Raw genomic sequence first — 20,337 nt, 5'->3', positions numbered from 1 at the left:
AACGGCCGAGCGATCTGCTCGCGGACCGCACGAAGCCCGGAGCGGCGGGCTTGGGTGTGGCGTGGCGTGGCGCCGATCTCAGCGCTTCGAAACCGCCTTAGTCACCAGTGCAGTGATCTGCTGCTTCGCTGCAGGTGTCAGGGCCGTCAGGGCGAAGCCGGTTGCCCAAAGTCCGGTGTCGTCGTCGAGGTTCGCTGCCGAGCTCACGCCGAATGTCGAATACCGTTCCTTGTCACCCAGGCCACTGCGGAAAAAGCAGATCACTGTACCGTCGAGCGCATAGGCGGGTTGGCCGTACCAGAGCTTCGGTGCGAGTTCGGGGGCCGCGGCGAGCACAAGGTCGTACACGCCCTGAGCAAGTTCTCGATCAGATTCTGGCATCGAGGCAATCTTCTCGTGGACCGCCTCCGCCTCCGCCTCGGCCTTCTTGACCCCACGAGGCGTGAGCTTCTCTGCGCGAAGCTCAGCGGCGCGTGCCTTCATGGCCGCACGTTCCTCCTCGGAGAACCCCTCGGAGCTCGCATCACTGTTCGTCGATGATTGCTTGCGGCTGGATGGCTCAGTCATGCCGATGCTCCATCTTCTGCTTCGTTGCGCGGCACCTCGCGAAGGTGATGCTGATCGATCGCCTGCAAGATCTGTGGGACGAGTTGCGGTCGAGTATCGGCCGTCGTGTAGAACGAGAGTCGTGCTGCGAGCCCGGAGAATCGCTCGATCGACTGCGCTGCAACCTCAGATGGCGTCCCGATGACCGCGAAGTGCGAGAGCATTTCGTCGGTGATGACACCGGCCATCGCGGCCCACTCCCCCCGCAACGACAGTTCGTGCAGCCGCTCGTGAACGCCCGCCCAGCCATGCGCATCGAGAACCGGAAGGTACGCGGGAGTCGAGCCATAGAACGCGATTTGCTGACGGGTTGCCAGGATCGCGGCATCGATCTCATCTCGGCTCTCGCCGACCGCGGTGAACACAGGGACACTCACCGCAACCGCATTGCTCGGCCGACCGGCACTTGCGGCACCTTCTGCCAGCATCGGGAGACTCACCTCGGTCAAGTACTTTCGCGTTGAGAACGAGTGCGCAAAGAATGCGTCCGCCACTTCACCGGCCACGCGGGTCATTCGCGAGCCCACTCCAGCCAGAGCGATACGAGGAGGACCGCTCGGGTTCGGGCCGGGATTGAAGAACGGCGTCATAAGCGTGTGACGGTAATGCTCACCCTCGAACCGAAGCCGCTCCCCCGTCTCGAAGCTTGCCCAAATCGCTCTGAGCGCCTCGACGTATTCCTTCATTCGCGCCGCCGGCTTCGACCAGGGCATCGAAAAGCGCTTCTCGATGTGCGCCTGAACCTGGCTTCCGAGACCGAGCGTGAAGCGTCCGCCGCTGATCAGCTGCAGATCATTCGCGGCAACCGCCATCGACATCGGGTTTCTTGCGAACGCAACTGCGATGCCTGTGGCGAGGTCGAGCGTCGAACTCGAGCGAGCCGCGAGCGTGAGCGCGAGGAAGGGATCGTGGAGCGTTTCGGTCGCGACGATCCCATCGAACCCCTGGTGCTCCGCATCGGAGGCGCGTTGCTCGATGTCGAATGGGGAGGCAGTAGTTTCGCCACCTGCATCGATGGCGAACGGTCGTCGCGAGGCCGTGGTCGGATCTTTGGCGTCTTCTTCGTTGAAACCCATGCGATCATCCAACCACGCGGCATCGAGCCTTACTGCTCGTCGATCGCCAGTTCTTTCGGGAGTTCGAGTTCTCGGCTCGAGAGCTCTTCAACGTTGACGTCCTTGAAGGTGAGCACGCGGACGCTCTTCACGAAGCGGTCGGAACGGTAGACGTCCCATACCCAAACGTCCGTGAGTTGGAGTTCGAAATAGAAATCGTTGCCAGCATCGTGACGGCTGAGCTGTACGTCGTTTGCAAGGTAAAACCGGCGTTCGGTCTCGATGACGTAGCGGAACATGCCGACGACATCGCGATACTCGCGGAACAACGCGAGTTCAACCGAGCGGTCGTACTCGTCGAGATCTTCAGGTTCCATGTCGCAATCCTACTTCCGTCCAACGGGCTGTCGAATCCAGGTGGTTCGGTGGTGGTTGGTCATGCCGAAATCCTCGATCGCTTGATAGTGCGACTTGGCTCCATACCCCTTGTTGCTCGACCACCCGTAGTGCTCGTGATCGTTGGCGAGCGCTTTCATGAGCGCGTCTCGTTCGACCTTTGCAATCAGCGCGGCCCCCGATACCGAGGCACAGTCCCGGTCGGCCTTGACCCGAGTGTGAATCGTGAGCGGATGCTGCAGCGCGACGCTCAGCCAATCGTGGGAGCCGTCGAGCAGGATCGCCGAACCCGGAACGTCGACGCCCTTCGCGTGCAGTCCTTCAAGCGCGCGTCGAGCAGCGAGTCCGAGGCAGCGCACGATGCCGTACTCGTCGATCTCTGCCGCGGAGGCGTGTCCGACAGCGTGCAGCCCCCACTCGCGTGCGAGCGGCGCAATGCGTTCGCGCTTTCGTTCTGTGAGCAGCTTCGAGTCGCGAAGACCTTCGGGGATCGCTGCGCAGTCTGCTTCGAGATACAAGGCACCGACCGAGACAGGACCGGCGATCGCTCCCCGACCGACCTCATCGATACCGATGACACCACGGTGGCCGCTCCAGAGTTGTCGCTCGACGTCCAGGGTTGGAAAGCCAATCGCGGGCGCAGCGGCTACAGCGGTCTCGAGCGCGACCACCTCCGGCCGAACTTCGGGCGAGGCATCAGGTTCGGGAGAATCCGAGAAGGAACTACTGGGCACCCTGCGCCTCTTCGACGCCCTCATAGACATCTGCGAACGAATCGAGCCAAGTCCAGTGCGAAAGCGGCCAGGAGACGACGACCGCTCGGCCGACGATGTTGTCGATCGGAACCGTGCCTCCATGCGGGTCGTCCTGGTGCGCTCGTGAGTCCGCTGACCGGTAACGGTTATCACCCATCACCCAGACCGCACCCTCTGGAATCGTGACCGAGAAGTCAACGCCCGAAGCCGCGTAGCTCGGGTCTGGGAGTTCAAGATACGGCTCGTCAATTGGGAGCCCGTTGATCGTGAGCTGGCCGAAGTCGGTACAGCATGCCACGGTGTCGCCCGGCAGCCCGATGACGCGCTTGATCAGGTATCCGTGCGAGTTGTCGGGGGCGAGCCCGATGAACGTGAGGACATCGTCGACCACGCGCATGAAGCCGGTGTCTTCGTTGGTCTTTGGTGGGTCCTGCAACCAGCCGCCCGGGTCTTCGAACACGACAATGTTGCCGTGGGACAGCGGGATCACGTCTGGAGTGAGCAAACTCACGATGACTCGGTCATCGACCTGCAGCGTGTCGCTCATCGATTCCGAAGGAATCCAGAACGGGCGGATCAGGAAGGTCTTCACCAGGAAGGAGATCAGAATTGCGATGAGGAAGATGACGATCAGGTCGCGGAGAAAGAGCAAAATGCCTCGCTGCGAACGTCGACTTCCACGTTCTTGTTCCGAGGGTTCCGCGGGGGGCTCGGTCACCGAGCGGGAGGTTGCGTCAGTCATTGTTCCCTCTCGTGACCAAACATTGCTTCTCTTAAACATACGACGAACGGCCCGCATTCGCGGGCCGTTCGGAAGTGTTGTTGCAGAACCGTTGGAACAGTTCTAGCGCTTCTCGCGGATCTTCGCCTTCTTGCCACGAAGCTCGCGGAGGTAGTACAGCTTTGCGCGACGAACGTCACCGCGGGTGACCAGTTCAATGCTGTCGATCGTTGGGGAGTGCACTGGGAACGTACGCTCCACACCAACCTGGAAGCTGACCTTGCGGACCGTGAAGGTCTCGCGAACGCCGTAACCGGAGCGGCCGATGACGACACCCTGGAAAACCTGGATACGTGAACGGTTACCTTCAACGATGTTGACGTGGACCTTCACCGTGTCTCCGGCGCGGAAGTCTGGAATGTCGCTCTTCAGCGATGCGGCATCGAGGCCGTCAAGAATGTGCATGTTCGTTCGCTCTCCGTAACCGCCACAGGTCGATCACTCAGTAAGAATGTAAGAGGAAAAATCCAAGTGCCCGCGACATGCTCCCCCATGGCAGAGGCTGCACAAGGCACAGCGACCAATCTTGCCACATTCGCGACGCTGACGCCATTCGAGTTCGCAGTTCGGCCGCAACACCCTGTACCGACGTCGCTGATTAGGCTAGCCTTACCACCGATCGGGCATGGACGCCCTCGACTGAAAGAAAGTCCTCCGTGCCGAAAATTTCCACTCCTGCATCACCCGCGTCGACCACGCGCGTGCGGAGTGTGGGCACAACCGTCGTCTGGTGCATCGCCCTCACCTGCCTCGTTGGTGTACTCGCCGCGCTCAGCATGTTCATCGGCTCCGGCGTCGCCACTCCATCACAAGTGATCGGGGCTCTCACCGGCACGAGTGGCGACCCGTTCATCGATGTCGTAGTCATGGAGCGTCGCCTCCCGAGAACGGCCCTCGCGATCCTCGTCGGAGCTGCGCTCGCCGTTGCCGGCGCGATCATTCAGGCGCTCACCCGGAATCCGCTCGCCGACCCTGGGCTTCTCGGCGTCAATGCCGGCGCCTACCTCGCGGTCGCCGCCGGGCTCGCGATCAGCGGAAGCGCGTCGATCGCGGCACAGGTTCCATGGGGCCTGCTCGGCGCAGGAGTCGCCGCTCTCGCTGTATTTCTCATCGGAGGATCCGGAAGAAACGGTGGAAGCCCGACGCGGCTCGTACTCGCAGGGGTTGCGCTGGGCGCTGTGTTCACAGGAGTCGGTTACGCATTCACGCTTCTGAACCGCGAGGTTTTCGATCGAATTCGCCATTGGAGCGCAGGTTCGGTCAGCAACCGCGAATTCGATGTCGTGATCGCGATACTCCCCTTTCTCGCCATCGGCCTCGCCTTGACCATCGTTCTCCTTGGCTCACTGGACGCCTTCGCGCTCGGTGAGGACATCGCGCGCTCGCTCGGCGCTCGTGTCGGACTCACCCGCGTGCTCGGATTCTTCGCGATCACCGCACTGTGCGGAGCGGCGACCGCGGCGGTCGGGCCGATCGTCTTCCTCGGACTCATGGTTCCCCACCTCGCCCGTGCAATCGCCGGCCCGAATCAAATACGGATCGTGGCCCTTGCGCTGGTGATCGGCCCTGCGCTGCTGCTCATTGCGGACATCCTCGGACGAGTGCTCGTCCCCGCAGAAATGCCAGCAGGAATCGTCGTCGCCTTCCTCGGCGCACCTGTGTTGATCTGGGTGGCACGAAGGAAGGGGGCGAACGCACTGTGACGTCTCCGAGTCTTCCTTCGGTATTGCCTGCCGGAACTCGAGTGCTCCGATTTGGCGGAACTCGCAGCATGCTTCTGCATCGTCGCACGATCATCGCGACTCTGATCGCTCTGCTGTGCGCGCTCACGGCGGGTCTGATCGGCCTCAGCCTGGGCGACAGTCAGTTCTCACTTGGCGATTCGCTCGGCGCGCTCTTCGGACAGGCCGACGAAGCAACGACACGTCGAGTTTTTCGCTGGCGTTTTCCGAGAGTCGCCGTCGCGCTCCTTGGCGGAGCCGCCCTCGGAATCGCCGGCGCAATTTTGCAATCACTGACGAAAAACCCGCTCGGAAGCCCAGACATCATCGGGTTCAATGTCGGCGCATACTCCGGCGTTCTCATCAGCCTCATCGTGTTCGGATCCGGCTTCGGCACGGCGACCGCGGGCGCACTGATCGGTGGCCTGCTGTCCGCCCTGGTCATCTACTTCCTCGCATTCCGCGACGGCGTTCAAGGGTTCCGACTCATCGTCGTCGGAATCGGGGTGAGTGCGATGTTGACGGCACTCAACACCTATCTCCTTCTCCGAGCCCAACTCGACCTCGCGATTGTCGCATCCATCTGGGGTTCGGGCTCCGTCGCGAGCACGACGATGAACGACGTCGTCGGTCTCGCAATCGTGGTCGCGATCGTCGTGCCGATCGCGCTGTATTTCACACCGAGAATGCGACTCATCGAGATGGGCGACGACAATGCGCGTGCACTCGGAGTCGGGGTGGAACGATCGCGGCTCGCTCTGCTCGTGCTCGCAATCGTGCTCACCGCGGCTGTCACGGCCGCGGCAGGACCGATCGCCTTCATCGCGCTGTCAGCGCCGCACATCGCTCGGGCATTGGTCGGAGGTCGAAACCCAGGTCTCATTACATCCGCTGCAGTCGGCGCGATGCTCCTTGCCGCGAGCGACGTCGTTGCGCGAATCGTCATCGCTCCCGGTCAATTGCCCGTCGGCGTAGTGACCGTGTGCCTCGGCGGCGCATATCTGCTGTGGCTCTTGATATCTGCAACTCGAAAGGCCGCATCATGACCTCATCGAATGGGCTCCCGAACTCCGAACGCGCGCAACCCGTGGCGAAGTCCACCGCATTCGCGCTCGAGACGAAACACCTGACGACGGGCTATGCGGAGCGCACCATTCTGGACGACCTGACTGTCTCCGTCCGACGCGGTGACTTCACCGTCATCATCGGAGCAAACGCGTCTGGCAAATCAACGCTGCTCCGGTCGTTCGCCCGACTCCTGCCGCCGCGAAGCGGGCAGGTCCTGCTTGACGGAACACCGATCACCAAGTTCGCTCCGAAGCAGCTCGCACAGCAACTCGGGCTATTGCCGCAGCAAACTACCGTGCCTCCCGGGATTACGGTCAGTGAATTGGTCAGCCGAGGCAGACACCCGCATCAGGGCGTTTTTCGACGCTGGTCCCCCGCCGATGAGGCCGCCGTTCGTCACGCGCTCGAAGCCACTCATCTCGTCGAGCTCCGGGGGCGCACCGTCGATGAGCTCTCCGGCGGCCAGCGGCAGAGAGTACTCATCGCAATGGTGCTTGCACAGGAAACTGAGATCCTGCTCCTCGACGAACCGACGACGTTCCTCGATATCTCCCACCAGATCGAGGTGCTCGAGCTCGCTGCGGAGCTGCACCGATCCGGCCGCACGCTGGTCGCGGTGCTGCACGATCTCAACCAGGCGGCTCGGTATGCGAGCAACCTCATCGTCATGAAGCACGGACGAATCCTGGCAACCGGAAACCCGAACGACATTCTCACCTCAGAGCTCGTTGCAGAAGCGTTCTCCGTTCGCGCACGAATTCTTCAAGACCCAGAAACCGGAACCCCGCTCGTTGTCCCCTTGCCCGGGATGGGAGCGGTGGTTTCGCCACCCAATCCAGAAGGAGCAAGCAACTCATGAAAACTCTCAGAAAGGTGGCGCTCGTCGGAATCGCCGCGGTCACCGCGTTCACGCTCGTCGCCTGCCAATCCGGTGGCGACGGATCGAATAATGCTGACGGAGGCCAGGACGACGGCGTCACGATCGAGACGCAGTTCGGACCGGTCACGGTTCCCGCAGCGAGCGATGACCTGAAGGTCGTCGCCCTCGGATGGTCTGACGCTGAAGTGGCGCTTGCGCTCGGAGTCCAGCCGATCGCTGTGTACGACTGGCAGTCGTTCGGCGAAGAGAACAAGGGCGTAGGACCCTGGGCGAGCGAACTCTTCGGCGATGTCACCCCGACTGTGTTCCCGAACGACGGTGAAGCACCGAACTTCGAAGCAATTGATGCGCTCGAACCCGACCTGATCTTGAACCTCCGCAGCGACAACAACGCGGAGACTCATGAACAGCTCTCGACCATCGCACCGACCGTCGCCGCACCCGCGGACACGCTTGCGTACTCCATCAATTGGCAGACGCAAACCGAGATCATCGGCGAAGCGCTCGGCAAGGCCGAGGAGGCGACCGCACTGATCAGTTCGGTTGAGGAGACGATCGCGAACGCGGCTGCCGACCACCCGGAATTCGACGGCGTCAACGCGGCAGTCGCGAGTAAGTTCGGCGAAGAGTACGGCGCGAGCTTTCCAGGGGACGCCCGCTGGGACATCCTGGCAGAGCTCGGATTCGCCCTCGAACCAAAGGTCGAGGCTTTGACACCGAGCGAAGGCTTCTACGCTCCAGTTTCGGGTGAACAACTCGGAGTCCTCGACACCGAGGTGCTCGTGTTCTTTCCCATCTTCCTGACGCTCGAAGACGTCGAGAACGACCCACTGATCGCGGCACTTCCCGTCGTGCAGGATGGACGCACCGTCTTCCTCGACCCAGACGGAGACCTCGTGGCGGCATTCAGCGCCGGAAGCCCCGTGAGCATTCCCTTGGCGATCGAGGAGATCGTCCCGATGCTCGCAGACGCGGTATCAGCCCGGTAACACCGTGAAGAACCGAATGGGGTGCTGAAGCAAACGCTTCAGCACCCCATTCGTCGTCCGGTCTCGAATTCACATCAGGAACTGCCGTCCAGGTCACCGCGTTCGATTCGAATCGTGCGGCCCGCCTGCGGACCATCGGTCTTCTCGAAGAACGCTTCTGCCTGAATCGGAGTCCCCGACTGCTGCGTCATCGCGTTGACGTACGACTCCATTCGCTGCTTCGTTTCGCGCCCGAGAGCACGGAGCTGCGCCACGAAAAGGACTCCTGCGCCGATCACGATCGCGAGCGTCAGCACGAGCGTCGCAGCACTCGAAATTCCAAGCGCTTGCGGCCCGAACCATTGCGTGAGCACACTGCCCTCTCGGCCACCGGAACTATCGACGACGAAGAAGGCGAGTAGTACGATCGCTAGCCACCACGGCCCGATACGGAGCGCGTCGCCCCACTCGATCGCCCGCTTCGAGCGGACACTCTTGCGAGCGACCGTCACGCCGACGACCGAGCCGATCAGAATGGCAAGACCCGGCATGAGGAAGGTCTGGAGCACGAGCGCAGTCCCCAGCGGGGCCCCGAAGAATCCGCGGCCGAACATCACCCAGAGCGGGAGTGCGATCACAGAAGCAAGGAAAACCCAAAAGAGCGCTCGTCGAATCCACATACATTCAGGGTAAAGGCTGGCGACGACCGTGGCGAGAAGTGTTCGCTGGAGGCTTGGACTGGAACGAATCGATGCCCGGAATGGACAGTGTGAGCGACTTAGTCGGAGGACTCGCCAGTGCCGTCGCTTGAATCAAGCAGGTCGGGTCGGACCCGGCGGGTGCGCTCGACTCGTTGTTCATGTCGCCAGGACGCAATCTTCGCGTGGTGACCGCTCATGAGCACCTCGGGTACCGGAAGACCACGCCACACCGGCGGCTTCGTGTAACTCGGATACTCGAGCAGGCCATCTTCGTGGCTTTCCTCGACGAGGCTCTCCGGGTTCCCAACCATGCCCGGGACGAGCCGAGTGATCGCCTCGATCATCGCAAGCACTGCGACTTCTCCGCCGTTCAGCACGTAGTCGCCGAGACTGATCTCGAGCACGTTCGCTCGGCCGGAAACATGCTCGGGAACGCGAGCATCGATCCCCTCATAGCGGCCGCAGGCGAATACGAGGTGGGGGTGCTGCGCCAACTCTCGTGCGAGCGCCTGTGTGAACGGAACGCCCGCTGGCGTTGGGAAGATCACGAGAGGCGGGTTCTCGGTGTCGAGCAGCGCATCAAAGGCTTCGCCCCAGGGTTCCGGCTTCATGACCATCCCAGCGCCACCGCCGTACGGAGTGTCATCGGTGGTGTGATGGCGATCATGCGCGTATTCGCGAAGGTCGTGGACACCGAGCTGGAGCAGGCCAGAACTCTTGGCCTTGCCGAGCAGAGAGATGTCGAGCACCTGAAAGTACTCAGGGAAAATCGAGATGATGTCGAGGCGCACGATTATTCGGCGGTTTCATCCTCGATGAGACCGATCGGCGGCGTGATCGTGATCCGCCCTGCGGTGACATCGACCTTCGGCACGATTGCCGAGACGAACGGGATCAGCACTTCTCGCTCACCAACGCTGACGACCAGGAGGTCCTGAGCGGGCATGTTCTCGACGCGAATAACGCGGCCGATGACTTCACCGTCGCGTTCGACTTCGAGCCCGGCAAGTTGGTGGTTGTACCAGGCATCGGGCTCTGCGGGGAGTTCCGTCGGATCCTGTTCGATCCACAGCACGGCCTTGATCAGAGTTTCTGCTTCTTCACGAGAGTCAACATCAGCGAAGAAGGCAACGGGATGCCCGTTGTAGTTCCGCAGTTCCTTGAGCGTCACACGCTTTCCGTGCCACTTCGAGTGGTCGGGAACCTGCAAGGCAAAGGTTGCTCCGGGAACGAAACGCCGCTCGGGCTCGTCGGTGTAGAGCTCGACTTTGAGAGCTCCCTTGAGTCCGTGCGCTTTGGTCAGCCTGCCCACTCGCAACTGCGTGCGCTCGGGCTTGGCTGGCCTAGAGATCGGTGTCCACCACGTCGACGCGGACGCGGCGCCCGTCTGCGAGGGCACTCACGAGCGTGCGGAGTGCCTTCGCGGTTCGGCCGGATCGGCCGATCACGCGGCCGAGGTCCTCGGGATGCACGCGCACCTCGAGGACCTCGCCACGAGGAGAGTTGCGTGCAGCAACGAGAACCTCATCAGGGTGATCAACGATCCCCTTCACGAGATGTTCGAGAGCTGCTGCAAGCATTGGTTACTCCTTGTCGGCTGCAGCGTCGGCGGATGCCTCTGCAGCTTCTGGTGCTTCTGGTGCTTCTGGTGCTTCTTCAGCCGCTGGAGCCGGCTTCTCAGCCTTCGGCTTGAGCACTGGCTTCTTCTTTTCGTCAGCGACGAATGCGACCTTCGGCTCGCGCACCTGAACGGTGCTCTTTGCATCTTTGTCGCCCTTGAAGATTCCCCAGTCACCCGTGAGCTTGAGGATTGCACGAACCTGCTCGGTTGGCTGTGCGCCAACACTGAGCCAGTACTGTGCACGCTCGGACTCAACCTCGATGAACGAGGGGTTCTCGGTCGGGTGGTACTTGCCAATTTCTTCGATGACGCGGCCGTCGCGCTTGGTGCGCGAGTCAGCTACGACGATTCGGTAATACGGCGCACGGATCTTTCCAAAGCGCTTCAGGCGGATCTTGACTGCCACAGTTCTCCTGCATTCATGTATTGGTGTGAACCTCGTCGTTCGCGGGGAAACGTTCGACGGAAAAGCTCGGTTGATTCCGCGCCGACCCAAGAGAGGGAGGGAAGGGCAGAACTCGACGTTCTATTGTGGCAGATATTTACTCACTCGTGCACCACGTCCGTGCTTTTCGTGTCCGAATTCTTCACGCTGCGCGCAATCGGCGCGTCGAGGGCATCCCTGCTCTACGCTTTTGCCATGGAATTTAGCCGCTCGGAGCGCTCCAGCATCGGTATCGAGTGGGAACTCGCACTGGTCGACCCGGAGACGCTCGAACTGGTGCCACGCGCTGCGGAACTCATTGCTCGAATCGATCACCCGAATATCAAGGGCGAGTTCCTGACCAACACGATCGAACTCGTGACAGGAGTCTGCGCAGGCGTCGACCAGGCGATCGACGAAATCCGGGTGCTTCGTGATCTCGCCCTGGCCGCCGCCGATGAGCTCGGCATCGCGATCATCGCAAGCGGCACGCACCCTTTTTCGCGTTGGCGGGAACAAACGGTCTGCGATCAGGAGCGCTACCAGTCGCTCGCGGCACGAAGCGGCTGGTGGGGCGAGCGACTCGTCATCTTCGGCGTACACACGCACGTGGGCGTCGAGTCGAAAGACAAAGTCATTCCGATGCTGAGCGCACTGACCAACAGCTCCCCCGCGATTTTGGCGCTCTCTGCCTCCAGCCCGTTCTGGGAGGGTGAGCACGGCGGTTACGCTTCCGAGCGCTCCATGTTGTTTCAGCAGATCCCGGCCTCTGGAGTTCCACCGAGGTTCGCAGACTGGGCCGACTACGAGGCGACCGTCGAGGCGATGGTTCGAAGCGGGGTCATCACCGGTGTCAACGAACTCCGTTGGGACACGCGACCTGCTGCGCATTTCGGCACCATCGAATCACGGATCGCCGACAACGCACCCTCGATCGAGCATCTTGCTGCGATTTGCGGCCTCACGGCCTGCATTGCAGAGCGCGCATCACGAATGATCGATGCCGGGCTCACTCCAGCGCAACAGCCCTCATGGGTGCTGAACGAGAACAAGTGGCGAGTCGCCCGATACGGGCTTGATGCGACGCTGCTCATCGACGAGAACGGTGAGACCAATTCGGTGCGGGCCGACATCGAGCGCATTGTTCACGAGGCGCAGCATGCTGGAGCCCGCGAGCAATCGATTGCGGAATCGATCGGTGCAGTCGCCGCGCTCGCGACCGCCATGTCCATTTTGCGTTCCGGCGGAAGTGCCGCGCAGCAGCTGCAGACCTTCGCAGCATCCGGCTCTCGCGGGGTCACACGGGCACTCGTCGAGATCTTCCGCGCCTGAACCTCACGCAATGACCCCGGCCGCATGGCGCGGTCGGGGTCATCGTTGTCGAGCGCGAGCCCGCCTTCAGGCGACCCCGCGTTCGTTGCTCAGGCGTTCTTCGCGTCACGCCAAGCGATTGCGGTTCTCACGGGCGCGAAGTCGTATGCTCCGGTCTGGTCGTCTGGCGTCAATGGAATCGTGAAGAACGTGGTGCCGAGTTCGAACAATTCGTCGAGGCGCTCCTCGCCGATCGCGTCGGCTCCGGCGCGAACGCTCGCCCCGTTCGAGAATTCGATCTCGTCGAGGTTGCGTCCGACCGCCTCGCAGTGCTCCTGCAGGACTTCGAGCTTGTGCGGCAAGACATCGGGACCGACAAAGGAGTGCCAGATGTTGGCGTGCTCTGCGACCAGGCGCAGCGTCTTCTTCTCGCCTGCCCCACCGATCAGGATGGGGATGTCGCGCACGGGCGCGGGGTTCAGCTTCGTCCAGCGTTCGCGAATGCGCGGTAGCGCAGCAGCGAGCTTGTTGAGTCGACCACCGGCGGTGCCGAAGGTGTACCCGTATTCCTCGTAGTCGCGCTCGAACCATCCGGACCCGATTCCGAAGATGAAGCGGCCATCGGAGGCATGATCGAGCGTGCGAGCGATGTCCGCGAGCAGGTCTGGGTTGCGGTAGGAGTTGCAAAAGACGAGCGGACCGAGCTCGATCGTCGAGGTCACCGCCGCCCAAGCAGCCAGCTGCGTCGTCGCCTCGAAGTGCGCGCCGTCCGGGTTCCCCGACAGCGGAAAGAAGTGGTCCCAGTTGAACACCGCGTCGGCGCCGAGTTGTTCGACTTCCTGCACCGCTGCCATGTGGGTCGCGAAGCTTGCGTGCTGTGGGGCGAGTTGGACACCGATTCGTACCGGAAAATTGCGCGTCATGACACAAGCCTACGCAGTGCCGCGCGAGATCACTGAGATTTCGAAGCGAGATCCGCACTGACGACGGCACCGTGGTCGAGTGTCACCACGGTTGACGAGCGTCGCGCGCTCTCCGGATCGTGCGTCGCATGCACCACGACGGCGCCCTCGCTCGCCGATCCCGCGAGCGCCTCGTCGATGATGTCGCGCGAGGCCCCGTCGACCGAGGCTCCCGGCTCATCGAGCAGAAGAATGGGCGCGCGTTGCGCGAATCCTTGGGCGACAAGGGCGCGCTGGCGCTGTCCACCGGACAGTTCGGTGAGGCGCCTCTTCCGAAGACTCGAGAGATCGAATCGGAGGATCTCCTCCTCCACAATCTCGTGGTCCCTCGGCCCGAGCTTGCGATACCAGGGCAGCGAACCCCAGCGACCGAGCGCGATCGCCTCGGCAACGGTGATCGGGAGCGCGTCGGTGACTCTGCTGCGCTGCGGAACGAACGCGACCAAGGGACCGGCGGCACGCCCTCGGGCCGCATCGAAGCCGCGACGCTCGACCACGCCGGAATCAGGCTGCAGCACACCTGCGAGCACGGAAAGCAGGGTCGATTTTCCGGAACCGTTCGCCCCGACGAGAGCGGTTACTGCGCCAGCGGGGAACTCGATTGAAACGTTTCGGAGGACCTCGTCACGCCCGTAGGCGTGGGAGATGGTCATGGCTGCGATCGATCTGTGCATACAATTATCGTAATTGATAATCGTTTTCATTACGAACAAGGTTTCCACAATGCCCGTACTGCTCGACATGTTCTCCGCCGCGTTTCTCCAACGTGCGCTCATCGGAGGACTCCTCGTCGCGGCGATCTGCGCAATCGTCGGAACCTGGGTGGTCATTCGCGGTATGGCATTCCTCGGTGAGGCGCTCTCGCACGGGATCCTTCCCGGCGTTGCGCTCGCGAGCTTGATCGGGATTCCCACGATCATCGGGGCGGCAGCCAGCGCGACAGTCATGAGCCTCGGGATCACCTGGCTCTCGCGTCGCGGCCGCCTTTCGAACGACACGGCGATCGGTCTCGTGTTCGTGGGAATGCTCTCCTTGGGAGTGCTGATCGTGAGCCGTTCGCAGAGCTTCGCAACCGACATCACCGCGGTGCTCTTCGGAGACATTCTTGCCGTGCGCACCGAGGAGATCGTGCTGCTCGGGATCAGTTTCGTCGTCGTCGCAGTCACGGCACTCGTTTTCACCCGGAGCTTCATCGCGGTGAGTTTCGATGAACGCAAAGCAGCGACGCTCGGGCTGCGCCCGAACCTTGCCAACATCGTGCTGATCCTGCTCGTCACAGTGGCCGTCGTGAGCGCCTACCGAGCGGTCGGCGCACTGCTCGTGGTCGGGCTGCTCCTCGGTCCCCCAGCGGCCGCGGCCTTCTGGACGCGAACCATCCGCACTGCGATTCTGCTCGCCTTCGCTCTCGGGAGCGCGGCAGTCCTCGCAGGCCTCGTGGCCTCCTGGTATTCGGGGCTCGCCGCAAGTGCCGCGATCGCGTGCACAGCCGTGCTGAGTTACATCGTCTCCGCGCTCGTCCACGCAGTCGTCAAGCGACGAACGAACTCTCGTCGGCACGACGGCCAGGACCAGCCGTCAGCGGTAGCGATTCCCGGCTCACCCACGGGCTCCCGTCTTCCAGATTCCCTCCGAACCTCAAGAACGAAAGAACACACCGTATGACCACACTCGACCACTCTCGCTCAACTGCACTCGCGACCGGGCTCAAGCTCACCACGGCAGCGACACTGATGGGACTCGTCCTTGTCGGATGCGCAACGAGCGCCCCGTCGAATTCGGCAGACCCGGGTGAAACGGATGCACCACACAGCGAAGCCCCCCACGGCTACGTCGAGGGTGCGAGCGAGGCTGCAGAGCCACAGGTTGCTGCGGTGTTCCTGGCGCAAAATGGTGAGATCACCTCGCTCGACCTGCTCAGCGAACAGGAAGAGACGGTCGAGGCAGATGCAGAGATCGTGCAGTGGAGCAGTGACCGGCGCTACGCAGCGTTCCTGACCGCAGAGGGAGCGGTCCAGCTCTATGACTCAGGTCGCTGGAGTGTCGACCACGAGGATCACATGCACTTCTACCGCGCGACACCTCGCACGGTCGAGGTCCCGCTCGCGGTCGATGATGTCGAAACGCTCGCTGAGGATGGGCTGTGGATCTCATCGAGCGAGCGCGCAGTCGTCGTGGGAGTCCGCGGCGGAGCAACGCTCGTGCTCGATGCGAAAGCACTGGGCCAGGGTGAGACCGATGTCCTTGCCACCTTGGAAGAAAGTCCCGGCGAGCAGCTCACCGTTCCGCTCGGCGAGCACCTCGTGCAGGCTTCGACCGAGGACGCCTCAATCGAAATCTTCGCGCTCGATGGCTCGCCGATCGAGACCCTGGCGCAATCGTGCACGAATGTTGCCAGCGCATCGCAGACGCCGGTCGGGGTCGTGTTCTCCTGCGATGAAGGCGCCGTCACGGTTGCCGCGAGCGAGAAGGTTCCCTCCGCTTCACTCACGCCCATGCCGGACTCGGCGAGCGAACCCGCGGGCGCGTTCGCGGGTCGATCAGGACGACCGACACTCGCCGCTTCGAACGCCGATGGCGTGTGGCTGTTCCAGTCGCGATCCGAAGCATGGACGCTCGTGCCCACCGAACTTCAGTTCTCGCGAGTCTTCGCCGTGGACGACACTCGACACAGTGTCATTGGAGTGACGGTCGACAATGAGTTCGCTGTTGTGAACGGCGAAACAGGAGCAACGGTCGGCGTCACCGAAACGCTGCTCGCGGACAGTAGTGCAACGCGCCCGTCCTCGATCGAATTGATCGCCACGGCCGATCGCGCGTACCTGTTCGGGCCGAGCGAGCAGCAGCTCTGGGAGATCGACTTCCGCGATGACGCTCGAATCGCTCGCACCTTCGAGACCCCTGCGGACTCCGAGTTCATGGTGGCCGGACTGTGAAGCGGCGGGCAGCCCTCGCGGCGTTCGTGATGCTCGGACTGAGCCTCACCGCGTGCACCACCGGCGCTCCACCAGCAGCGAGCGTAGTCGTGACCACGAATATTCTCGGCGACGTCGTCGAAGAACTCGTCGGAGATCAACTCGACGTGCACGTTCTCATGCCACCCAACGCAGACCCTCATTCCTTCGGCGTCTCGGCGCAAGACGCGGCGCTCATGCGTTCAGCGAGCCTGCTCGTGTCGAACGGACTCGGGTTGGAGGAAGGGCTCGTCAGTCACCTCGATGCCGCCACTTCGGACGGAGTTCCCCTGTTCGAGGCAGGCTCGATGGTCGAGGTCATGACCCACGGCGAGCACGGCTCCCCGGATCCGCACTTCTGGACCGACCCGAGTCAGATGATCGCCGTGGTCGAGGGAATCGCCGAAGCACTCGAGCAGCACGTGCCGGGACTCGACGAAGCCGCGCTCAATCAGGCGGTCACGCACTACACCGAGGAACTCGCAGCGCTCGATTCCGAAATGGCGAACGCCTTCGAGACGATCCCGGAGGCACAGCGGGTTTTGGTCACGAACCACCACGTCTTCGGATATCTCGCAGCGCACTTCTCGTTCGAGGTCGTCGGAGCGATCATCCCGAGTGGAACGACGCTCGCCTCGCCGAGCGCCGCCGACCTCGAGGACCTCAGCAACGCAATCACCGCTCACCAGGTGCCAGCGATTTTCGCTGACTCTTCGCAACCCGACCGCCTCGCCCAGGTGCTCGCCGAGGAAGCATCCATCAATGTCGAGGTCATCTCCCTGTTCACCGAGTCGCTCAGTGCTCCAGGCGAGGGCGCCGAGACCTACCTCGAGATGATGCGCACCAACACCGAACGGATCGTCGAGGGGCTCGCACCTTCGTCATGAGGATGCCGGCGCAGGCGCATGTTCCGGTCTGCGCCACATCGGCGTCCCCTCCACCCAAGACCTGTACCCACACAAAGAAAGAAAGCAGCAATGAACACACGCCAAACCACCCATCGAGCACGTCGCCGACTGCTCGCTCTCGGTGCCCTTGCAGGGACCGCGGCCCTCACCCTCGCGGGATGCGCGACGACATCGGGTCCTGGTGAGAGCACCGCACCCGAGACGAGCTCCGCTGAGGACCACGACCACGACCACGAGCACTCGGAGAGCCTCGAGAGCGTCGTCCTCACCTATGACGGTGGAATCTACGTCCTCGACGCGGAGACACTCGAAGTTCGTGCGGACATTCCGCTCGAAGGATTCAACCGAATCAACCCGGTCGGCGACGGTCGCTACGTGCTCGTCTCCACCGAGGGCGGATTCCGCGTGCTCGACACTGGCGAAGCGCATGGTGATCACCTGCACGACCCAGAGCTCACGGACTTCACCTTTGCAGCGACGACGCCCGGACACGTCGTCCACCACGCAGACACCACGGTGCTCTACGACGACGGCACGGGTGACATCACGATCTTCCCGACCGATTCCCTCGCCGAAGCGATCGAGATCGATAACGACCTGCCCGAAACCACGACGGTCACCTCGCCCGAGGCGCACCACGGCGTCGCGATTCAGCTCGAAGACGGCACCGTACTCTCGACTGTCGGAAACTCTGAATCACGTTCGGGCGTTCGACTGACCGACACCGCGGGGACCGAGCTTGCCGTCAGCGATGAGTGCCCTTCCGTGCACGGCGAAGGCACGCTGAGTGACGAGACCGCGCTGTTCGGATGCAGCGACGGCGTGCTGGTCTTCAGCGACGGCGCGTTCACGAAGCTCCAGAGCCCCGACGAGTACGGCCGTACCGGAAACCAGTACATCAGCGCCAACTCCCCGATCGCCGTCGGCGACTACAACAGCGACCCCGACTCCGAGGGTTACCTGCTGAGCAAGCTCGTCACGGTCGACACCCGCTCCAACTCGCTCGAGGTCTTGGAACTTCCTGCAGGGATTGAGTACACCTGGCGCGATGTCGCCCGCGGACCCGACGGCGAGATCCTCGTGCTCGGAACCGACGGTGCGCTGCACGTCTTCGATGCTGAGAGCCGCGAGCTGCAGGAATCGTTCGACGTCATTGCGGCATGGGAAGGACCAGCACAGTGGCAGGACGCGCACCCAGCGATCAGCGTGATCGATGGCACGGCCTTCATCACCGAGCCGGCAAACAACTCAGTGCACGCCGTCGACATTGAGACCGGCGAGATCCTTGCATCGGCCTCGCTCGATGCGGCACCGAACGAAATCAACACGATTGCAGCGCACGATCACTAACGGTCAGCAGTCATCGACGTTGCAACTCCAGTGATCGACACCATCGCTGCGGCGCAACACCGCTGACGGTAGACAAGAAGAAGAGGGTGCGAGCGGAAATTCCGCTCGCACCCTCTTCTCGTGGAGTTCGTGGAGTGCTCGTCCTTGAGGACGCCCGGAGGACTACTGACCGCCAAGCATTCGCCGGAGCGCTGCCTGCTGTTCTGGCGACATGTCCTGCATACTGCCGCCGCCGGCTCCAGGTGCAGCGCCGAAGGCAGACCCCGCTGCGGGAGTCGATGCTTCCGCCTCGAGAACGGGCGTCGGATTCCGCTTGCCGCGCTTCGCCTTCGACTTCACCTGCTGCTTCTTCTTGCCGCCGTGCGCGCCGGGCATTGGGCCCATGCCAGGAATGTTGGGCATCCCGCCCTTTGCAACGGTCTTCATCATCTTCGCTGCCTGCTCGAAGCGCTGTACGAGCTGGTTCACCTCAGTGACCGTCACTCCTGCACCACGAGCAATACGGAGGCGTCGCGAGCCGTTCAGGATCTTCGACTGCTTGCGTTCGCGAGGCGTCATCGACTGGATGATCGCCTCGGTGCGAATCATCTCGCTCTCGTCGAAGTTATCGATCGCTTCGCGCATGCCCTTTCCGCCGGGGAGCATGCCGAGCATTGCCTTGAAGTTGCCGGCCTTACGGACCTGCTGCATCTGCTTCAGGAAGTCTTCGAGCGTGAACGTGTCGGTCGCGATCGCTTCTGCAACGCGCTGCGCCTCTTCTTCGTTGAAGGTTTTCTGCGCCTGCTCGATGAGCGTGAGGATGTCACCGAGATCGAGGATCCGACTCGCCATCCGGTCAGGGTGGAACGGCTCGAAGTCGCCGAGGCCTTCACCGGTCGAGGCGAACATGATCGGCTTGCCCGTCACTCCGCGAATCGAGAGCGCGGCACCACCGCGGGCGTCACCGTCGAGCTTCGTCAGGACGACACCGGTGAAGTCGACGCCTTCTTGGAACGCCTTGGCCGTTGCGACGGCGTCTTGACCGATCATGGAGTCGATCACGAACAGGACCTCGTCGGGCGACGTCGCCTTGCGAATGTTCGAGGCCTGCTTCATGAGCTCCGCGTCGACACCCAGTCGACCAGCCGTGTCGATGATGACCACGTCGTGCTGGCGCTGGCGTGCGAACGCGACTGCATCTTTCGCAACGCGAACCGGGTCACCGACGCCGTTACCGGGCTGCGGCGCGTACACGGGAACGCCGGCCTGCTCACCGACCACCTGCAACTGATTCACCGCGTTCGGGCGCTGCAGGTCGGCTGCAACGAGGAGCGGCGTGTGCTTTTGTTCGACGAGCCACTTGCCGAGCTTGCCTGCGAGGGTGGTCTTTCCCGCACCCTGCAAACCCGCGAGCATGATGACCGTCGGAGGTTGCTTCGCGAACTCGATGCGACGTTGCTCACCACCGAGAATCGCCACGAGTTCGTCATTGACGATCTTGACGACCTGCTGGGCAGGGTTCAGCGCCTGCAGGACATCGGCGCCGAGAGCGCGTTCACGGACGGTCGCCGTGAACTGCTTGACGACGTCAAGTGCGACGTCGGCCTCGAGGAGGGCGCGACGAATTTCGCGGACGGTGCCGTCGACATCAGATGCCGAAAGCTTTCCCTTGTTGCGAAGCTTCGCAAGGGACTCAGTAAGACGCTCAGAGAGGGATCCAAAAACAGCCATTGTGGAACAGAGTCTACTTGCAGCGCACTGCCGCGGTTGAGTGCGAGCACATAAGAGGTTCCCCGGATTCCGTCGAGTGACAGTGCCGCATGGTGCAGCGGCGTCAGGGCTGGAATACTAGGAGCGACCCCGACCGCTTGCTCCACGGCCGAAGCACGAGGCCTCGAAA

Annotated in this window: 23 protein-coding genes; 9 read left to right on the top strand and 14 right to left on the bottom strand. The window is 62.6% G+C overall.

Going from position 1 to position 20,337, the window contains the following annotated elements:
- Nucleotides 1-78 precede the first annotated feature (78 nt).
- The 6 genes from U2H20_RS01040 to rplS form a co-directional block, all read right to left on the bottom strand.
- Nucleotides 79-567, bottom strand: a complete 489-nt coding sequence (locus U2H20_RS01040) for a DUF1801 domain-containing protein (protein ID WP_430592676.1) — start codon at nucleotides 565-567, stop codon at nucleotides 79-81.
- Nucleotides 564-1,682, bottom strand: coding sequence for a TIGR03617 family F420-dependent LLM class oxidoreductase (locus tag U2H20_RS01035; RefSeq protein ID WP_430592675.1), 1,119 nt, complete (start codon nucleotides 1,680-1,682; stop codon nucleotides 564-566). The genes U2H20_RS01040 and U2H20_RS01035 overlap by 4 nt, the downstream gene beginning before the upstream one ends.
- A gap of 29 nt (nucleotides 1,683-1,711) precedes the next feature.
- Nucleotides 1,712-2,038: a DUF2469 domain-containing protein gene (locus U2H20_RS01030; protein ID WP_430592674.1), complete on the bottom strand. Its 327-nt coding sequence runs from the start codon at nucleotides 2,036-2,038 to the stop codon at nucleotides 1,712-1,714.
- Between the two features lie 9 nt (nucleotides 2,039-2,047).
- Nucleotides 2,048-2,791: a ribonuclease HII gene (locus U2H20_RS01025; protein ID WP_430592673.1), complete on the bottom strand. Its 744-nt coding sequence runs from the start codon at nucleotides 2,789-2,791 to the stop codon at nucleotides 2,048-2,050.
- Entirely contained in the window at nucleotides 2,781-3,554 is a 774-nt protein-coding gene (lepB, locus tag U2H20_RS01020) for a signal peptidase I (RefSeq protein ID WP_430592672.1), read from the bottom strand. Before lepB ends, U2H20_RS01025 begins: the two co-directional genes overlap by 11 nt.
- A gap of 102 nt (nucleotides 3,555-3,656) precedes the next feature.
- Nucleotides 3,657-3,998 (bottom strand): 50S ribosomal protein L19, encoded by a 342-nt coding sequence (gene rplS, locus U2H20_RS01015; RefSeq protein ID WP_430592671.1) that lies wholly within the window; start codon nucleotides 3,996-3,998, stop codon nucleotides 3,657-3,659.
- Between the two features lie 251 nt (nucleotides 3,999-4,249).
- On the opposite strand from rplS, the gene U2H20_RS01010 reads away from it, so the two are divergent.
- The 4 genes from U2H20_RS01010 to U2H20_RS00995 all read left to right on the top strand — a co-directional run bounded on the left by U2H20_RS01010 (nucleotide 4,250) and on the right by U2H20_RS00995 (nucleotide 8,251).
- Nucleotides 4,250-5,296: a FecCD family ABC transporter permease gene (locus tag U2H20_RS01010; protein WP_430592670.1), complete on the top strand. Its 1,047-nt coding sequence runs from the start codon at nucleotides 4,250-4,252 to the stop codon at nucleotides 5,294-5,296.
- Between the two features lie 68 nt (nucleotides 5,297-5,364).
- Complete coding sequence (locus U2H20_RS01005; RefSeq protein WP_430592669.1) at nucleotides 5,365-6,360, top strand: FecCD family ABC transporter permease; 996 nt, start codon at nucleotides 5,365-5,367, stop codon at nucleotides 6,358-6,360.
- Nucleotides 6,357-7,241, top strand: a complete 885-nt coding sequence (locus U2H20_RS01000) for an ABC transporter ATP-binding protein (protein ID WP_430592668.1) — start codon at nucleotides 6,357-6,359, stop codon at nucleotides 7,239-7,241. Before U2H20_RS01005 ends, U2H20_RS01000 begins: the two co-directional genes overlap by 4 nt.
- On the top strand, nucleotides 7,238-8,251 hold the full coding sequence (locus tag U2H20_RS00995) for an iron-siderophore ABC transporter substrate-binding protein (RefSeq protein ID WP_430592667.1): 1,014 nt from the start codon (nucleotides 7,238-7,240) through the stop codon (nucleotides 8,249-8,251). Before U2H20_RS01000 ends, U2H20_RS00995 begins: the two co-directional genes overlap by 4 nt.
- Nucleotides 8,252-8,325: 74 nt before the next feature.
- On the opposite strand, the gene U2H20_RS00990 is transcribed toward U2H20_RS00995, so the two are convergent.
- The 5 genes from U2H20_RS00990 to rpsP form a co-directional block, all read right to left on the bottom strand.
- Nucleotides 8,326-8,910 (bottom strand): hypothetical protein, encoded by a 585-nt coding sequence (locus U2H20_RS00990; protein ID WP_430592666.1) that lies wholly within the window; start codon nucleotides 8,908-8,910, stop codon nucleotides 8,326-8,328.
- 98 nt (nucleotides 8,911-9,008) lie between these two features.
- Nucleotides 9,009-9,722 (bottom strand): tRNA (guanosine(37)-N1)-methyltransferase TrmD, encoded by a 714-nt coding sequence (gene trmD / locus U2H20_RS00985; RefSeq protein ID WP_430592665.1) that lies wholly within the window; start codon nucleotides 9,720-9,722, stop codon nucleotides 9,009-9,011.
- A 2-nt stretch (nucleotides 9,723-9,724) separates the two neighbouring features.
- Nucleotides 9,725-10,282, bottom strand: a complete 558-nt coding sequence (gene rimM, locus U2H20_RS00980; RefSeq protein WP_430593555.1) for a ribosome maturation factor RimM — start codon at nucleotides 10,280-10,282, stop codon at nucleotides 9,725-9,727.
- Complete coding sequence (locus U2H20_RS00975; protein WP_430592664.1) at nucleotides 10,275-10,511, bottom strand: RNA-binding protein; 237 nt, start codon at nucleotides 10,509-10,511, stop codon at nucleotides 10,275-10,277. The genes rimM and U2H20_RS00975 overlap by 8 nt, the downstream gene beginning before the upstream one ends.
- A 3-nt stretch (nucleotides 10,512-10,514) precedes the next feature.
- Nucleotides 10,515-10,958, bottom strand: coding sequence for a 30S ribosomal protein S16 (gene rpsP / locus U2H20_RS00970; protein WP_430592663.1), 444 nt, complete (start codon nucleotides 10,956-10,958; stop codon nucleotides 10,515-10,517).
- A 234-nt stretch (nucleotides 10,959-11,192) separates the two neighbouring features.
- On the opposite strand from rpsP, the gene U2H20_RS00965 reads away from it, so the two are divergent.
- The gene (locus tag U2H20_RS00965; protein ID WP_430592662.1) at nucleotides 11,193-12,308 is read left to right on the top strand and encodes a carboxylate-amine ligase; all 1,116 of its coding nucleotides are present in this window, start codon (nucleotides 11,193-11,195) and stop codon (nucleotides 12,306-12,308) included.
- 89 nt (nucleotides 12,309-12,397) lie between these two features.
- Here the strand turns inward: U2H20_RS00965 and U2H20_RS00960 are convergent, their stop codons facing one another.
- Nucleotides 12,398-13,210, bottom strand: coding sequence for an LLM class F420-dependent oxidoreductase (locus U2H20_RS00960; protein WP_430592661.1), 813 nt, complete (start codon nucleotides 13,208-13,210; stop codon nucleotides 12,398-12,400).
- A gap of 29 nt (nucleotides 13,211-13,239) precedes the next feature.
- Nucleotides 13,240-13,923: an ATP-binding cassette domain-containing protein gene (locus U2H20_RS00955; RefSeq protein WP_430592660.1), complete on the bottom strand. Its 684-nt coding sequence runs from the start codon at nucleotides 13,921-13,923 to the stop codon at nucleotides 13,240-13,242.
- 49 nt (nucleotides 13,924-13,972) lie between these two features.
- Between U2H20_RS00955 and aztB the strand changes: the two genes are divergently transcribed.
- The 4 genes from aztB (at nucleotide 13,973) to aztD (ending at nucleotide 18,458) form a co-directional block, all read left to right on the top strand.
- Entirely contained in the window at nucleotides 13,973-14,911 is a 939-nt protein-coding gene (gene aztB / locus U2H20_RS00950) for a zinc ABC transporter permease AztB (protein ID WP_430592659.1), read from the top strand.
- Complete coding sequence (locus tag U2H20_RS00945) at nucleotides 14,908-16,182, top strand: hypothetical protein (protein ID WP_430592658.1); 1,275 nt, start codon at nucleotides 14,908-14,910, stop codon at nucleotides 16,180-16,182. The genes aztB and U2H20_RS00945 overlap by 4 nt, the downstream gene beginning before the upstream one ends.
- The gene (gene aztC, locus U2H20_RS00940) at nucleotides 16,179-17,087 is read left to right on the top strand and encodes a zinc ABC transporter substrate-binding protein AztC (RefSeq protein WP_430592657.1); all 909 of its coding nucleotides are present in this window, start codon (nucleotides 16,179-16,181) and stop codon (nucleotides 17,085-17,087) included. Before U2H20_RS00945 ends, aztC begins: the two co-directional genes overlap by 4 nt.
- A gap of 90 nt (nucleotides 17,088-17,177) precedes the next feature.
- The gene (gene aztD / locus U2H20_RS00935) at nucleotides 17,178-18,458 is read left to right on the top strand and encodes a zinc metallochaperone AztD (RefSeq protein WP_430592656.1); all 1,281 of its coding nucleotides are present in this window, start codon (nucleotides 17,178-17,180) and stop codon (nucleotides 18,456-18,458) included.
- Nucleotides 18,459-18,620: 162 nt separating this feature from the next.
- Here the strand turns inward: aztD and ffh are convergent, their stop codons facing one another.
- The gene (gene ffh / locus U2H20_RS00930) at nucleotides 18,621-20,168 is read right to left on the bottom strand and encodes a signal recognition particle protein (RefSeq protein ID WP_430592655.1); all 1,548 of its coding nucleotides are present in this window, start codon (nucleotides 20,166-20,168) and stop codon (nucleotides 18,621-18,623) included.
- Between the last annotated feature and the right edge of the window lie 169 nt (nucleotides 20,169-20,337).

The sequence above is a fragment of the Humidisolicoccus flavus genome, assembly GCF_045689595.1.
In the GTDB taxonomy this organism is placed as follows: Bacteria; Actinomycetota; Actinomycetes; order Actinomycetales; family Microbacteriaceae; genus Humidisolicoccus; species Humidisolicoccus flavus.
Note: the sequence above shows the minus strand (reverse complement) of the source record. Positions and strands in the feature narration are given on the sequence as shown.

Excerpts from the sequence above, each read along its gene's own strand:
- U2H20_RS01040 (WP_430592676.1), bottom strand. The coding sequence starts at position 567 with ATGACTGAGCCATCCAGCCGCAAGCAATCATCGACGAACAGTGATGCG.
- U2H20_RS01035 (WP_430592675.1), bottom strand. The coding sequence starts at position 1,682 with ATGGGTTTCAACGAAGAAGACGCCAAAGATCCGACCACGGCCTCGCGA.
- U2H20_RS01030 (WP_430592674.1), bottom strand. The coding sequence starts at position 2,038 with ATGGAACCTGAAGATCTCGACGAGTACGACCGCTCGGTTGAACTCGCG.
- lepB (WP_430592672.1), bottom strand. The coding sequence starts at position 3,554 with ATGACTGACGCAACCTCCCGCTCGGTGACCGAGCCCCCCGCGGAACCC.
- rplS (WP_430592671.1), bottom strand. The coding sequence starts at position 3,998 with ATGCACATTCTTGACGGCCTCGATGCCGCATCGCTGAAGAGCGACATT.
- U2H20_RS01005 (WP_430592669.1), top strand. The coding sequence starts at position 5,365 with ATGCTTCTGCATCGTCGCACGATCATCGCGACTCTGATCGCTCTGCTG.
- U2H20_RS01000 (WP_430592668.1), top strand. The coding sequence starts at position 6,357 with ATGACCTCATCGAATGGGCTCCCGAACTCCGAACGCGCGCAACCCGTG.
- U2H20_RS00995 (WP_430592667.1), top strand. The coding sequence starts at position 7,238 with ATGAAAACTCTCAGAAAGGTGGCGCTCGTCGGAATCGCCGCGGTCACC.
- U2H20_RS00990 (WP_430592666.1), bottom strand. The coding sequence starts at position 8,910 with ATGTGGATTCGACGAGCGCTCTTTTGGGTTTTCCTTGCTTCTGTGATC.
- U2H20_RS00975 (WP_430592664.1), bottom strand. The coding sequence starts at position 10,511 with ATGCTTGCAGCAGCTCTCGAACATCTCGTGAAGGGGATCGTTGATCAC.
- U2H20_RS00965 (WP_430592662.1), top strand. The coding sequence starts at position 11,193 with ATGGAATTTAGCCGCTCGGAGCGCTCCAGCATCGGTATCGAGTGGGAA.
- U2H20_RS00960 (WP_430592661.1), bottom strand. The coding sequence starts at position 13,210 with ATGACGCGCAATTTTCCGGTACGAATCGGTGTCCAACTCGCCCCACAG.
- U2H20_RS00955 (WP_430592660.1), bottom strand. The coding sequence starts at position 13,923 with ATGCACAGATCGATCGCAGCCATGACCATCTCCCACGCCTACGGGCGT.
- aztB (WP_430592659.1), top strand. The coding sequence starts at position 13,973 with ATGCCCGTACTGCTCGACATGTTCTCCGCCGCGTTTCTCCAACGTGCG.
- U2H20_RS00945 (WP_430592658.1), top strand. The coding sequence starts at position 14,908 with ATGACCACACTCGACCACTCTCGCTCAACTGCACTCGCGACCGGGCTC.
- aztD (WP_430592656.1), top strand. The coding sequence starts at position 17,178 with ATGAACACACGCCAAACCACCCATCGAGCACGTCGCCGACTGCTCGCT.
- ffh (WP_430592655.1), bottom strand. The coding sequence starts at position 20,168 with ATGGCTGTTTTTGGATCCCTCTCTGAGCGTCTTACTGAGTCCCTTGCG.